Origin of the sequence: Levilactobacillus zymae (genome assembly GCF_032190635.1) — a bacterium.
Taxonomy (GTDB): domain Bacteria; phylum Bacillota; class Bacilli; order Lactobacillales; family Lactobacillaceae; genus Levilactobacillus; species Levilactobacillus zymae_A.
The window spans coordinates 1114540-1129572 of sequence record NZ_JAVLAS010000001.1 but is presented as its reverse complement, the minus strand read 5'-3'; the positions used below and the strand labels follow the sequence as shown (position 1 = coordinate 1129572).

Annotated in this window: 11 protein-coding genes and 1 tRNA gene; 4 read left to right on the top strand and 8 right to left on the bottom strand. The window is 52.7% G+C overall.

What is annotated here, in order from left to right:
• Positions 1-186 precede the first annotated feature (186 nt).
• A protein-coding gene (locus tag RI501_RS05110; RefSeq protein ID WP_096109514.1) for an IS5-like element ISLpl3 family transposase occupies positions 187-962 on the top strand; the annotation gives its coding sequence in 2 pieces (ribosomal slippage) (positions 187-511 and positions 511-962; 777 coding nt in all).
• Positions 963-1594: 632 nt separating this feature from the next.
• On the opposite strand, the gene cydC is transcribed toward RI501_RS05110, so the two are convergent.
• The 4 genes from cydC to RI501_RS05090 form a co-directional block, all read right to left on the bottom strand.
• Positions 1595-3331, bottom strand: coding sequence for a thiol reductant ABC exporter subunit CydC (gene cydC / locus RI501_RS05105; RefSeq protein ID WP_313820643.1), 1737 nt, complete (start codon positions 3329-3331; stop codon positions 1595-1597).
• On the bottom strand, positions 3328-5061 hold the full coding sequence (cydD, locus tag RI501_RS05100; protein WP_313820642.1) for a thiol reductant ABC exporter subunit CydD: 1734 nt from the start codon (positions 5059-5061) through the stop codon (positions 3328-3330). Before cydD ends, cydC begins: the two co-directional genes overlap by 4 nt.
• A gap of 677 nt (positions 5062-5738) precedes the next feature.
• A complete protein-coding gene (cydB, locus tag RI501_RS05095; protein ID WP_313820641.1) occupies positions 5739-6749 on the bottom strand; it encodes a cytochrome d ubiquinol oxidase subunit II in 1011 nt (336 codons plus the stop codon).
• Positions 6742-8193 (bottom strand): cytochrome ubiquinol oxidase subunit I, encoded by a 1452-nt coding sequence (locus tag RI501_RS05090; RefSeq protein ID WP_313820640.1) that lies wholly within the window; start codon positions 8191-8193, stop codon positions 6742-6744. Before RI501_RS05090 ends, cydB begins: the two co-directional genes overlap by 8 nt.
• Before the next feature lie 376 nt (positions 8194-8569).
• Here RI501_RS05090 and RI501_RS05085 point away from each other — a divergent pair, with 376 nt between their 5' ends.
• Positions 8570-9520 (top strand): NAD(P)-dependent oxidoreductase, encoded by a 951-nt coding sequence (locus RI501_RS05085; RefSeq protein ID WP_313820639.1) that lies wholly within the window; start codon positions 8570-8572, stop codon positions 9518-9520.
• Between the two features lie 135 nt (positions 9521-9655).
• Here the strand turns inward: RI501_RS05085 and RI501_RS05080 are convergent, their stop codons facing one another.
• Complete coding sequence (locus tag RI501_RS05080; protein ID WP_313820638.1) at positions 9656-10024, bottom strand: hypothetical protein; 369 nt, start codon at positions 10022-10024, stop codon at positions 9656-9658.
• A 200-nt stretch (positions 10025-10224) separates the two neighbouring features.
• On the opposite strand from RI501_RS05080, the gene RI501_RS05075 reads away from it, so the two are divergent.
• Entirely contained in the window at positions 10225-10608 is a 384-nt protein-coding gene (locus RI501_RS05075; RefSeq protein ID WP_313820637.1) for a hypothetical protein, read from the top strand.
• Positions 10609-10698: 90 nt separating this feature from the next.
• Here the strand turns inward: RI501_RS05075 and RI501_RS05070 are convergent, their stop codons facing one another.
• Both RI501_RS05070 and RI501_RS05065 read right to left on the bottom strand, forming a co-directional pair.
• On the bottom strand, positions 10699-12960 hold the full coding sequence (locus RI501_RS05070) for a mucin-binding protein (protein WP_313820636.1): 2262 nt from the start codon (positions 12958-12960) through the stop codon (positions 10699-10701).
• A gap of 5 nt (positions 12961-12965) precedes the next feature.
• Positions 12966-13853, bottom strand: coding sequence for a RodZ family helix-turn-helix domain-containing protein (locus RI501_RS05065; protein ID WP_313820635.1), 888 nt, complete (start codon positions 13851-13853; stop codon positions 12966-12968).
• A 502-nt stretch (positions 13854-14355) separates the two neighbouring features.
• On the opposite strand from RI501_RS05065, the gene RI501_RS05060 reads away from it, so the two are divergent.
• Complete coding sequence (locus RI501_RS05060) at positions 14356-14724, top strand: hypothetical protein (protein WP_313820634.1); 369 nt, start codon at positions 14356-14358, stop codon at positions 14722-14724.
• Between the two features lie 164 nt (positions 14725-14888).
• Here RI501_RS05060 and RI501_RS05055 read toward each other — a convergent pair.
• Positions 14889-14960: transfer RNA gene (locus RI501_RS05055), tRNA-Gln, on the bottom strand.
• Positions 14961-15033: the final 73 nt, after the last annotated feature.

Genomic DNA, 15033 nt, shown 5'->3' with positions numbered 1-15033 from the left:
AGACATTTAAGTGTTTAGAAAGTAATCAAGTATGATAATTTAACTTTAAACGTTTATCCTATATCGCTTGTTTTCTATAGCTACCATACATATATACAGATTGGCGCAAAATTAAACTCTACTAGGGACTGTCTGAAAACTAAAAATTCAGGTATAATCTGAGGAAAAACGAATCGAGGCATTCCGATGACAACACCTAAACGATACGAACTGGAAGATGCTCAGTGGGACCGAATCAAAGGATACTTCCCGCCATACCGGACTGGCCGTCCATCAAGCCTAGACAACCGTACCGCCCTCAACGCTATCCTCTGGCTCATGCGCAGCGGGGCTCCTTGGCGTGATCTACCTGAACGCTATGGCTCTTGGAAAACGGTGTATAGTCGCTTCCGAGCCTGGGTAAGTTCAGGCTTGTTCGAACAGGTTTTTCTCGAATTGATTGACAATCCCGACATGGAAAACTTGAGCTTAGATTCAACGATCGTTCGAGCGCATCAAAAGGCCACTGGGGCAAAAAAAACGCCGAATGTATGGTCGAAAATCAAGCTATTGGACTAAGTCGAGGTGGCCGAACGACCAAGATTCACGCACTCGTTGACGGATTAGGGAATCCCTTGGGTTTTCGCCTAACAGGTGGTCAAGTACATGATAGCCAAGTTGCCAGTGAGTTGCTGGAAGGCTTCGATATTTCTCAATCAAATATTATCGCGGATAAAGCCTATGGCACCGCGAAACTTCGCCAGTATATTAAAGATAAAGCAGCCGTCTATACCATTCCGCCAAAGGAAAATACCAAAGACAAGTGGACCTGTGATTACCACGTTTATTGTGAGCGCCATTTGATTGAGAACTTCTTCAATCAGTTGAAGAACTTTCGTAGGATTGCAACGCGTTATGATAAGCTCGCTCATGTTTATCTGGCTACGGTTTACATTGCCTCAATTTGCATCTTACTTAAGTAGTTTTCAGACGGACCCTAGTGTTATTTTCATAGATACGCTTAATAAAATTTTTTGTTGTTCTGTATAAAAGAGAAAATATTACAGCACCTATAAAGACTAAGACTATATTTAATAACATAAATATTACATTGTTCGACAATTCATCATAAAAATCGTTAAATTTTTCTAATGACACTTTAGGTAAGCATAGCACTATTACTAGCTACCCACAATACGCTTCAAGCCTACGCCATTAACAGCTTTCGCGTTCAAGGATCGTTACTAAGATTTAAAGAACACGCGTGCTAGTTACCTTTAGTTATCATCTTTGTTACCAATTATCGGGACCAATTGCGTTATTTTACAAATATATTTCAAATCAGAAAGCGTTTTGAAAAACCATTAATCCGGCAATTGCCCTCAAACATTTTAATTGACCCCATTACAATTATCAAGGACCAATTACGTTTTAGTGTTCGTTACAATAGATTCAACTAATTATTGGTGCAATTTGTTTAATCACGTTCCTAACTCTACCACACTTAAATCGCGCTCGCCACGGTAACTTTCCCGGTCGTTTTCCTTTAAAAAAGCCCACAGACAAGGGGTGTCAACTCACGCTCAATCCGTGAATTGACACCCCTTGTCTAAGGCTAATGGCCCCGGTCCAAATCGTATAACGCCCGGAAACGCGCGTTATCGCGATACAGCTCCTGCGGGGTCCCCTGCATATCGAAGCGCCCGTTTTCAATAAAACGGACCTGGTCGACGTGCTGGATCCCCGTCAGGTGGTGGGTCACCCAAATAATCGTTTTATCCTGCAGGACGTCAAAGACCGTGTCTAGCAGGTGTTGTTCCGTAATTGGGTCCAAGCTGACCGTGGGTTCGTCTAGGATAATCACCGACGTATCCTGCAACAGGATCCGCGCTAGCGACAACCGTTGGCGTTCACCCCCGGAGAAGCGACTCCCCGCCTCCTGGACCTGCGTGTTATAGCCGTCCGGCAAATTGGCAATCAAGTCGTCGAGTTCGACGGCCTTGATCACCCGGCGAACATCCTCATCCGTGGCGTTAAGGTTCCCTAGCCGCACGTTATTCAGTACCGTGGTATTGAACAGGTAGGGTTGCTGGTCCAACACCCCGAAGAGCTGAGCCCGTTGGTCCTGCAACTGCGCGACCGGCACACCGTTAACCGTGACCTGACCCTGAGTCGGCGTTTCGTCGCCCAAGATCAATTTCAATAAGGTACTCTTCCCGGTCCCGCTGGGTCCCAGCAAGGCCAATTTTTCGCCCGGTTTCAGGGTCAATGATAGATCATTAATTACCTGGCGTTGGGCCCCCGGATAGGTGAACTGCACGTGGTCGATGGTCAGTGTCTCAAAATCCCCCACCGTGGTTTGCGGGGCCTTGACCGGTTCGTGTTCGTCCAGCCGGTTGACCCGGTTGATCGAATCGCGGTAGACCGGCCACTCGCTGACCCCCTGGCTCATGTCCGCGAAGGGTTCGACCGTCGGAAAGAGTGCCAACCCGAAGGCCGCGACCCAGTTGGCCTGCACCTGGTCGTGGGTGAACATCAAGCCGGCCCACCAGACCAGGAGGATGACCGCGGCGCCAAAGATCACCTGAATTGCCAGGTTACGCCACCACTGGAAGTAGTGGTCGCTGCGCCGCAGGGTCGCAATCTCGTCGATGGGCGCGTCCTGCTGGGCCAAAAAGGCCTGCCGGCGCCCGGAAATCAACCAGTCACCCAAGCCCAACACGGAATCCGTCAGCTTGGTATAGAAGGTCCGCTGCACCTGACGCGCCTGGAACTCACGCTGGCCGTTGACCGCCACCGACAGTAACGGCATCAGGATCACGATAACCCCCAACAACAGTAACATCAACAGGCCGAACGCCCAGTTAAAGTAGCCAATGCCGATGACCACGAACAGGTACAACAGCCAGCCAATCACCAACGGAAAGACCGTGCGCAGGTAGAGGTTTTCGATGTGGTCGATGTCCTCGGCCAGGATGCTCAAGACATCCCCCGTTTGGTGCGTTTGGCGAATCGCCACGGCCTGCTTCTCCACCGCCTGATAGAGGCGTTTTCGAAAGTCCGACACGATCCGTAGCACCCAGTTATGGCTGGTCAGCCGTTCGGCGTAGCGAAACGCCGGCCGGCCAATCCCGAAGGCCCGGGCCAGGACGATCGGCACGTAGATCATCAGAATGTTATAGGGGTGGGTGGCCGCCTTACTGATCAGGTAGCCGGAGTTAAACATCAGCGCGCCCCCACAGAAGAAGGTCATGAAGCCCAGGAAGAGGACCAGCGCCAAGAGTCCCTTATACCGCTTCAGGTACGGCATCACCCAGTGGTCGTGTTCAAACGTTTTCCAGAACCCCTTCATGCCGGTTCATCCCCTTCCATTTCGGCCCGCAGCCGGACATAGGCCCCGTTTTGTGCCTGCAGCTCGGCTGGGGTACCCTGTTCTACCACGCGCCCGTGGTCGAGAACCACGATATAGTCCATCTCGTTCATCCAGTGTAGCCGGTGGGTGGCAAAGAAGACCAGGTGGTGGTCAAAAACCGGCAGCATGGTTTGTTTCAGTTCAATCTCGGTTTCGATATCCAGGTGCGCCGTGGGTTCGTCGAACAGCAAGATGCGCCGCGAGTCATCCAGAAAAGCCCGGGCCAGCGCAATCCGCTGAGCCTGTCCCCCGGAGACCCCCCGGGAGCCTTCACCAATCTGCGTCGCCAGCCCGTCCGGTAACGTGGCGATCCAGTCGGTCAGCCCGGCCCGCTTGGCGGCTTGGGCCACGGCGGCGTCACTGGCATCCGGCGTGTAGAAGGCGATGTTGGCGCGTAGACTGGCGTGGAACAGGTACGGCGCCTGGGGAATGTAGACGAAGCTCCGCTGCCAGGCGGCCTGATCCAGGTGCGGCACCTGGGTCCCGCGTACGGTGATCTGGCCGGCTTGCGGACTCAGAAAGCCGCTTAGTGTGTTAATCAGGGTCGACTTGCCGGAGCCCGACGCCCCGATGAGGCCGACCTTCTGGAACCCCTTGACGTTTAAGGTCACGTCCTTTAGCGTGGCGTGGTCGGCGTCGTACCCCACGTTGACGTGTTGGAGGTGTAACTCGTCGTCGGCCGTCCACGCCGGCGTCCGGGCCGGTAACGTTTCCCGATCGCTGGGGGTGTCCCGGTGGAGGATATCCAAGACCGCCGTTAACGCATTCTTCCCGTTTAACGTCGCGTGATAGTCGTTGGCAAAGTTGCGAATCGGTGCAAAATAGTCCGGCGCCAGCGTCAAGATAATCAGCGCGGGTAACAGTTGGATGGTATTATCCATCAGGCCGAAGCCCAGAAACACCGCAATGATGGCAATCGACAAGGTGGTGAAGAAGTCCAGCGCAAACGTCGAGGTCATCGCGATGGTCAGCGTCGCCATGGTCTTCTTCCGGTAGTCTTCACTGACTTCGTAGACGTTGCCGGCGTATTGTTCGTTTAACCCCAGTTGTTTCAACGTCGGCAGGCCCCGTAAGGTGTCAACGAAGTGGTTGGATAGCCGCTGATACCCCGCGTACTGCCGGTCGGCCTTGGCCTGCGCCGCCAGTCCCAAGATGATCATGAACAGGATAATCAGGGGATAAATCGCCAGAAGAAAAAGCGCTTCCTTCCATTGTATAAACGCGATATAGATCAGAATCAGCCAGGGGGTAATCGCCAGGTCCAAGACCTTACCGATGATCATCATCAGGTAGGTCTGAATCTTGTCGATCCCCTCCAGAGCCATGGTGACCACGTTCCCGGTCCCCTCTTGGGCCACGACACTGGGGCCCAAGTCGAAGAGCTTCGCCATGAATTGCTTCCGCAACCGCTTGGTGGTGCCCGCCACGAACGGGTAGGTCAGCCAGTTCTTTAGCACGGTGACCAGGTGGCGGCCCAGAAAGGCCACCGCGAAGATGGCCAGCGGCGCGCCGATGGTCCCGACACCCTTGAGTTGCCACAGGTTGACAATGGCCACCGCCAGGTACTTAGCCTGTAAGATAATTAACCCCGCTTGAATCAGGGTCAACAGGAGCTGCCAGATAATGACTTTACGCACTCCCGGAAATTGAAACACACGTTGATCAATCAATGAAATCCCCCCAATACAAGTTCTGCTTAGCGGATAATGCTTCATGAGGCCTAAACTGATCGCCCTCCGGCGCTCAGGGGCTGGAACGCTTGCGGGCACGATTTGAAGCCCCACAAAACCCGTGGGTCTTCAAACTCGGCCTTCTGGTAAGTCGGCCCAAAACGCCGACTAACCAGAATTTCGCTGGCTGAGCCCCTGCTCGTCTCCGGGCTGTATATAGATGCAAGAAGGCTACGATAGTCTGACTGGCAACATCATCTATAGTGGTATTACCCGAATCACTTTTGTATGTATCCCTATTGGGCTTCTATGTTGCCCGTTATTTGATGACCGTCAAAACCATTATTTAACCATTTTAATGCCCCATCATCGTTTCTCAGATAACGACCACTAATGCCACACTATCCGCTGCTTATACCATTTATGATACTGCTTTCATTTCGCTTTGACGAGTATGGTGACCGCCGAAAAATATATGCGTCCCTAGTGTGCTAAGTCCTAAAACCACCTGAATATCAAAAGAACCGCCCACCGATGCACAACACCGGCAGGCGGTTCTTGGGGTATCGCCACTTAAGCGACGACACCAGCTCAATTCAGTTTAAATAATCTAATCCATCTTCACCAACAACGACCAGTGTCCAGCCTGGAGGCGAAAACTCACATCTAGCGTAGCTTTAAGCGTTTTGCTTCGGTGAAGCCAGCCGCTTGTAGAAGACCCAGTAGCTCCAGATGAAGTAGACCAACACGATTGGCAGGATGGAGAACGTCAGAATCGTCATCAGGTGCAGCGTGTACGGCGAGTTCGACGAGTTCTTGATCAGCAGTGAGTACGCCGGATTGTTGGCGACCATGACCCGCGGGAACAACCCGTTGAAGATCAGGACCACCACGCTAATCAGTGACAGCCCACTACCGACAAATGAGAGCCATTCGTGATTGCCCAGGACACCCCAGTAAGCTAGGGCCGTGACAATCACCAGGAAGACCACAATCAGCGTCGTGGAGAGTGGCTTCTTGGCGAAGAAATCCGTCGAGAAGAACAGCAGGATGGCGAAGACCACTTCCCCCGCGAATAAGACGGGGTAGAGAATCTTATTCCAATCCCGCGCGCGGTCGCGTAACTCACCGGACGTCTTCAAACGGATGAAGTTCAACCCGTGAACCAGGCAGAGCACCGTGACGGCGACCCCACCCACGATGGAGAACAGGTTGACGTAATCGGTAAAGTGGGCGGTCATATCGCCGTTTTTATCGATTGGCATCCCCTTGATCATGGCCGTAAACAGCATCCCGAACAGGAAGGCCGCACAGCCCGAGCCAATGGTGCCGGCCCATTCCCAGAAGGTTTTCCAGCGTTCCGTTTCCATGTTGGCCCGAAATTCGAAGGAGACCCCCCGAAAAATCAGGCACGCCAGGATCAGGAACAAGACCAGGTAGAAACCGGAGAACAACGTCGCGTACCACATCGGGAAAGACGCGAACATCGCCCCGCCGGCGGTAATCAACCAGACTTCGTTACCGTCCCAGTGTGGGCCGATGGTGCGAATCACCACGTCGCGTTCCGCATCGTTGCGGGCAAAGCTCTTGATCAGCATCCCGACCCCGAAGTCGAACCCTTCGAGGAAGAAGAACCCACTGAACAAGACGCCAATCAGAATAAACCAGAGTAATTGTAGATTAGTCATGGTTGAACGCCCCCTTCGAGTAAGGATCGATGTCTACGTCAGAAGCCGAGTACCCGTCGGTATTTTCCGCGTCCGGCCCGGCCTTTAAGGTCCGGTGACACAAGACGACCATCACGACACCCATGCCCGCAAACATCAGGAAGTAGACAATGTTCGACGTGAGTAATGACGCCACCGAAACGTTCGGCGAGACCGCATCTGCAATCGTGAGTAACCCGTAAACCACCCACGGGTAACGCCCGAATTCGGTGATGAACCACCCACAGGTATTGACGATAAACGGTAACCACAGGCACAACCCCATGATGTATAAGAACCACTTCTGCTTCAAGATGGCCTGCGACTTCTTGCGGTTAAAGATAAGTCCCACGATGGCCAGTAAGGCGAACAAGGCGCTGGCCCCGGACATGATCCGGAAGCTCCAGAATAGCGTCTTGGTTGGGACGTAATAGTTGATGTCGCTGCCAAACTTCTTATCGTACTTCGCGTGCAACTCCTTGTTGGCCTGATTCATCCCGGTAACCGTCCCGGTTAATTTATGATAACTTAATAAGTTCAGCACATACGGAATGTCAACGGACCAGGTGGTCTTGTGGGCCTTGGTATCGAAGCCCGCCACGGCCGTCCATTCCCCCTTTTCCGTGGAATTCTTGTAAATCCCTTCCATGGCCCCAACCTTCATGGGTTGGTTGTTCAGTAGGTAACGCATCTGCGTGTCCCCACTAGCAATGGAACCTAACGAGAAGATTAAGCCGATGACCAACGCGACCTGCAATGACTTGCGGTAGAAGGTCACGTGATCCTTCTTCAGTAAGCGCCAAGCGGCACAGCCCGCAATGACGAAAGCGGCGGTCACGAAGGACCCGAAAATCACGTGCGGAAATTCGTTCCACAGCTGCGGGTTGCCGACGATGGCCCCGAAGTCCGTCATTTGAACGTGGCCGGTCTGCTTATTGATGATGTACCCCAACGGGTTTTGCATAAAGCTGTTGGCCGCCAAAATCCATAGGGCTGATAATGAAGAACCGAACATAACTAGCCAAATAAAGAGCACGTGCACCCATTTGTTAAACCGATCCCAGGTGAACATCCACATCCCGATGAATGTGGATTCCATGAAGAACGCAGCGAGCGCTTCGATGGCTAACGGCGCCCCGAAGATGTCCCCCATGAACCGCGAGTATTCCGACCAGTTCATCCCAAATTGGAATTCCTGGATGATCCCCGTGACCACCCCGACGGCGAAGCTATACAGGAACATTTTGCCCCAGAACTGGGCCATCTTCTTGTAGTCTTTGTCGCCCTTGACGGCGTACATGGTTTCCATCACTGCCACCACGAACGCGAGTCCAATGGAAAATGGTACGAAGAAGAAATGGAAGACCGTGGTCATCCCAAATTGGAATCTGGCTAAACCAAGTATGTCTAGACCAAGATTGATCATTTTTCTAACCTCCCCAAACGTCATGTGTGTGAACAAATAATTGCTAACTTGTCTTCATTATATCGAGTGATAAGCCATTATTCAATGATTCACGATGATTATTTGCTCAAAAGGTGATTTTTGTGAGCGTTTCCACGTTATTTTGTTCGTTCACCTTGGTAACACATCTAGAAATGTGTCCCAGTCAAATCCCGACAAATGGTAACGATTTCTTGCAGCTTATCGAAACCTTCCGTGCTAAAATAAATGTATACCTTGACGACGGCTTGAGTTAGTTAAGTCGGCTACCCGTGACTCCCAACTGGTGGGCGCGAGCAGCCCCGCTCACCGATCCCCGCCGTCTCATTATTGTGCTTCACTTAGGAGGATTTTTGCGATGACAGAACGAATACTTGCGTTACAATCCCTAACCGCCGACCACCTCGCCGCCCTAAGAGCGGACGGCCTAGACGTAGTCACGGCGGCCGACTACCAACCCGGCGGCGCGCCCGTCACGATTCTTTACGGCTGGGATGACGATTTAGGGCCCGCCGTGATCAACGATGAGCATAACCAAATTCACTGGTTGCAAACGCTCAGCGCCGGCATCGACTACCTACCGTTGGACCTGATCCGTGATCACCACATCAAACTGACCAATTCCAGTGGCGTCTTCTCCGACGCAATCGCCGAATCCACCATGGGCTACCTGCTCTACTTCCTGCGCGGCTTTAACGAAGCCGTCAAGAACCAGGCCGGCCACTTCTGGATTCAACCGGCCAGACCCGACCTGCACAACTTAAGCGACCAGACCGTGGTCATCTACGGAACCGGGAGCATCGGGCAAGCCATGGCTAAGCGCTTAAACGGGTTCGATAATGCGCCCATCGGGGTGAACCGCAGTGGCCACCCCGTCGACGGCTTTGCCAAGACGGTCAGCCTGGCCGAAGATGCCACCGTTCTGGGTGACGCCGATATCGTGATTAACGCGATGCCCGCCACACCGGAAACCAACCACTACTTTAACGCCGCCTTCTTCAAGCAGTTAAACGGCCTGCGGATCTTCGTGAACGTGGGTCGCGGAACGGCCGTGGACTTAGCCGCCCTCGAAGACGCCCTGCTCTATCAGGAAGTCTTGCACGCCGCCTTAGACGTTTTCGAGACCGAACCTTTCCCTAAGGACGCCAAGCTGTGGGACTTCCCGAACGTGTTGTTGACGCCGCACCAAACCGGCTTTTCGGATAACAACCTGACGCGCACCTTTGAAATCTTCCGCAAGAACCTGACCAGCTACCTGCAAGACGGTACCCTGGTTCAAAATATCGCCGACCCGTTACGCGGGTATTAACCTGAGGGAGCGACATTCCCAGGAAGATTGGGTCTAACCGTCAAAATGACCATGGTTCCGCAATTGGGAATCATGGTCATTTTAACGTTTAGGCTTACCAACGAGGCACCGCTGAGGTCCCTACGCTTCGCATCATCACTCGATGCCGCCTTCTTCTATTCGTGCTGGTACTGCGGTAGCGCTCAGATAACTGACCGCTCCGTCTAAGATGTCGGCCACGTTACCGGTGAGTTCGTCGATATCGGTGACCTTATCGTCTAACAACTTCATGATTTCCTCTATCTGGGCTAGTAACCGGTCCCGGTCCCCCAGCTGTTGGCGCATTTGTTCCGGCGTTAACTCGTAATAGCTGTCGGGCGGTGTAAGCTGCCGCAACGCCGGTTGGATCAAACGACACACGGCCATGGTGGTCGCGCAGGCGTTCTGTACGTTGCCCGCCACCATCTGACCGTACTGCAGCTTGACTAAGGTCTGGGCTAACTGTTGACTACTTGGTTTCTTCAAAGTAACGTCCCCCTCACGTCCTTTAGTTACTAAATAGGATAAACCATTTTCAAACATAAGAATTAGCGAAAGGGGTTTCTTTGGTATGTGAGCTCCTTAACTGCGGGGTCCCTTGAGGGTTAGGGACCAACTGGGACTCGGCCCCCAACCGGGTTTGTGGTAAACTAAGGCATCTAGACGACTAAAGGAGAGCAATAACCATGCCTAACACGAATCAACCCGACGAGGCCACCCGTGCCAAAATTCGGCGCAAGAAATTTAAAGCCAAGGTCGGTGACGAGATCTGGGACCGTTACGCGCGCAGCGTGAAAAACGGAATCCTCACGCAAAAAGAAGCCGATGCGGCCATGCTGGTCGAACACAAGAAGGCCGTGACCAAGAAGAACCGCGAACGTAAAGCCAAAGGACCCAAGCCTAAGAGTAAGAAGGTCCTGCACCGGGAACACGCCCAGAAGCGGGCTGCCAAGGAATGGGCCGAACGCAAGCACGCCACGGGCCACCGGGCTCGGCGCCAAATGGACGATTACGCCGATCCGGCCACGTATCAGTTGAATCGGCGCCCGGGCGGCCGGGGCCGACGATAATTTTCCCGTTCAGCGCAATTAAAAACTAGTACTAATCGTGATGCCATGATTAGTGCTAGTTTTTTTAATGAAATCGTTGTCCGATGGCAATTACCGTCGGTGTTTAAAGATTCCCATCAACCCTAAACACCCGCTCAGGATGGACAAACCTAGCAGCTGATAAAAATTAGCCGACCTCTCGTTGGTCTGCGGCAGTTGCCCCTGGGGTTCGGCCGGTAACTGTGGCGTCCTTGCTGGCGACTGCCCTGCTAGCCGCCGAGCTGGCCGGGACTTCACGATCGGTCGCGTCTGGAGGTCCGGGGACGAATGTACGGGGATCGTCCCCGTAATCAACGGTTCAACAACGCCATTCTGTTGGCTCTCCGGCCGCTCTGGATGGTGAATTTGATCGTCGCCAATCGCCGTGTGGATCACCGGTGGCTCCGGTGTGGGGGTTACCACCGAGACTCCGGGTGCCGTGGGTTGCACCGGTTGTGGCTGCGGGGTCGCCTGTAGGGCGTAAGTCACCGTGATGACAATGTCGGCGGCATTAGCCGTGGTTGCTAACGCCGGGGTCTGCGTCAGGTCCTGATCAACTGCCGTCGTGGCCACCACGCGTTGCCCCGCCACTTGCGGATTTTCCACCGCCGGAAACTCAAAACTTTGGGTTAGTGTCGCCAACCGCCATCCCGTCCCCTGAGGATGACCCGCTGCCGTCAACTCGGGAAGCGCCACCGTACCAGCGTGTTGATAAATCGTCACGGCCTTTGTCACTTGATTAGTCACCCACAGAAAGGTCATGGTTTGGATCTTAGTCGGTGCTACGGGGTGCTGGTTATGATCAAGATAGTGGATAACTTCTTGTTGGGTTTTCAATTGCGCCGTTTGTGACTGGGCAACCAAGATGACGTAGTTAACCACCGGTGCCGCCTGTGCGGCAAATTTAATGGTCTTGGTTGGATCTTGAATCACCCGGTAGCCCCGCTTCACCAGCGCCGTCAGGTAGGGCGCACTCGTAAACTCACTGGTGGTGCCCCATGCGCCCCGCAAGCTAGCATCCTGCGTATAAGTCAACGTTTGTAAGGTTTTGCCGGTCGTCATGTTCTGGATGGTCACCGTCGCCCGGTTGACTGGATGGTAAATCAGCCGAATCTCCTGCTGGTCCCCCAGAAACGAAACCTGTGCTAGGCTGGGCAGTGGTTGCCAATCCCGATCATTTTGACTAATTTCGGCCCCCTGATACACGTAATCCGGAAAGCTTTTTTGGTATGTCGCCAAAGACCGGACCGGGGCCGCTAAGTCCTGAACCCGCTCCTCTAACGCGTGACCATCAGGATCTGTAATCGGCACCAACTGATGATCCGGCGTCTCCCAAACATAATGAATGTCCACGTTCCACGGTGCAACGTCCCGGTAAAATAGCATCGTGAGGTGCTGGGAGTGAGTCGTCAACACGAATTGGAAATTGTTTAGCTTATGGGTTTTACCGTTCCCCGCCAAGAGATCGCTGTACTGACCGGTCCCATCCAAAAACATCGCGAGGCGATACCCCTTCGCCGTTTGTTCTTGCAACAAATTCAATGTAGCCGCATTATCATTCAAATCGATAGTGGTTCCCACGGTTCCCGAAATCAAGGCTGTCGGCCCTAGGTTCAATTGCCGCCCATCGGCCTGCAGAGCTTGGGTCTGAACGGTGACGGTCCCCACTTGATCGGCTAACGCATAGGGTTGAATGATAATTCCCGAAAAGTCACAGTCAGGATCCGACCACGACGCGGTTAAATTCCCATAGTCCGTCGTTGAATCCGGCTGAAGGTGAAACCAGGTGAGCGTGTTGGCATTGGCATTTCCCACCGCCCCCGTCGTCGGAAAACTATTGAGGTAGACCCCGGCAGTTTTCGAATCCAAGCCCGTTATTGGTAAATTCTGTGCTTGTTGGTTTTTGATAATAAATGAGGGGGTCGTATAGCCTAAGTTACTGGTCGATACCTCCTTAGGGAGCGTTACCGGCGTTAGGAGGATATGCTGGTTTCCCACGTTAACGGACGTTGGCGTCTTAAAGTTCAACTGATGATCCGTCGCCAACGGTGAGATGTCCGCAATTTGATTATGATCCAAAATAGCCGCTTTGAGTTGAGCCTTGTGTGCCAAGGCGGAAATATCGTTTATCGAAAAACTACTAAGATTAACCTCAGTCAAATCGTTGAGTGACGCTAACGCTCGGATATCCCATAGATTCCCGTTACGTTGGGCTTGACTGGGTTGATTTCCCGGCTTATTAGGATCAGGGGTATTATAGCCAACCAGTGGATCGGGTGATAAGTAAATGGTTTTGAGATGGGTAGCGTTTTGCAACCCTTCCAGGGAATGCATACTCATTAGTCCCTTGTAATACAGCGTTGACACCTCCCCATCGCCATTTTCCGACTGAAGCCCCTGCTGCGTAGAAAATCGACCAGTGAGGCCAGCTGGGCTTTGGTAAAATTCTGCCGAAAACTCTCATAGGAAGTATATTTTTGGGCAAAGCTACTTTGCCACAAAACTATCTGCAGACCCATGTCTGGGAGCCACTCATCAATATAGAAGGGATGGCTCCCATCACCATAACTCAGTTCCGAATGAACGTCTTCCCCCTTAGCATCTTGAGCAATCCCGTTCGCGTACGTTTCCCCCTGCCAGGCAATCTGACCAGGAACCTGATGCTGGGGGTCGTACCGATCGACTTGCCGTAGGTCGGTGTTATACCCCCCTACGAGATGTGAATAGGTCAGTTGTTCGTGTTGGCCCTTGGGATGGGTTAAAGGTTGCGACGTCGGTGCCGTCATCACGTGAGTCAGCTGGTGGGGATTAACTGGCGCCACACCGGGATCAACCGGCGTTACCGCCACCGGAGATTGGCCAGCCGGTGCCTGGGTCATATCCGGTGACGTCCGCGGAGTCGGAACGGCCGAGGCTAAACGGTTGACGGTCGCTGCGGCTAGCGGCACCGCGCCCGCTTGCACCGTCACGGACGACCGGGAAGGCGCGACATCATTGACCGTTTGACTCGACTGAACTTGTACAGCCGGGGGTTTTAAAGGCGTTTGATCCGTTGAGGTCGCTTTAGCGGCGCTTTTATCCGTAGTGACCGTTACCGGGGCGGTCCGCTCGTCTGCCCGTGCCGCTATAAGGTTGGCATTAACCACAAACAAAACCGTTCCGGCCAACGTTCCCGCCGCCAACCATCGCCGATGCCGCTGTTCCCAATTCTCTACTCCCTGCCGCATACGCGAACACTCCTATCCCTTAAATGTCGTTTTTCACGATAACTATAGACGGATAATCGGTTAATTTCAACAGAGAAAACTATTTCTTGTATTAACAATATTATAAAACGTCATTTTCACATAAATTATCTGATATTAGGCCGCTAATCTGACCAGTTATCTAGGTTAAGCGGTTCTGATTAGCGAGATAACCCCCCCGGCCCCACAAACCGATCTCACTAGGTGCTAGCCGGGGCACGCCTAAGCCCTCACTACCAGCTTTTCCACTAATTTATTTGTAAGCGGCTCTCCTAGTAATCTGCAATCGAGCTAGCTATTATACAGACATAGGTTATGGTATGAACGATCATTAAAATTCTTTTAATCGGCAGCGGAAAGAAGCCACGCGTGGACACTCAGCACCCCGGCTACTCCCGCAAACGGGGATTAAATCTTAGGAGGAAAACTCATCACAAAGCAGAAATTCATCACCCTATGTCTAACGGCCTTCAGTCTCTCAAGCATGGCCCTATCCTTGACCAGCACGCCCACCCAAGCGGCTACTTGGCATCGTGGAACCCCTAAAGTGCTGCGTGGTCACTGGGCATACGGTGTCACCAAGGACCATCTGGCCGGTCATCTTCATATCTCGGCAAACCGGATTTGGTGTCAGCAGCCGCAAAGCACGCCCTGGAAAGGTAAGCAGATGACTTACCGGTCTTTAGGGCACGGTAAATACAAAGTCCGACTACGGCAATGGCGACCCAACATGGCGGCTCCGACAAAATGGCACTGGTTCACCTTAACCTTCTGGCTTCACCATGGTAAACTAACCGACTACGTCTACCAGAACAGTCGGGACCCCTGGTACCATCGAACGGCGTTGAAGTAACTGGTTCGCTGCCACTTGTATCTGGGGGTGATCACTCATAAAAGTTGTTATCTAAATTGTTATCCCTTGAGCTCACAATGGTGGTATCGTCTGGGACTTGTCAAAACCAAAAAGCCGTCATACCGGTGTTTCCACCGTGTACGACGACTCGTGAGCATATATGATTGGGTATACTGGGATCGAACCAGTAAATTACGGATTCAGAGTCCGGTGCCTTACCATTTGGCGAATACCCAATAAACTCTAGTGTTGTGCGAAACAACTATTTAATAGTACCTTGTTTGCGATTTCGTGTCAACCAGTTTTACC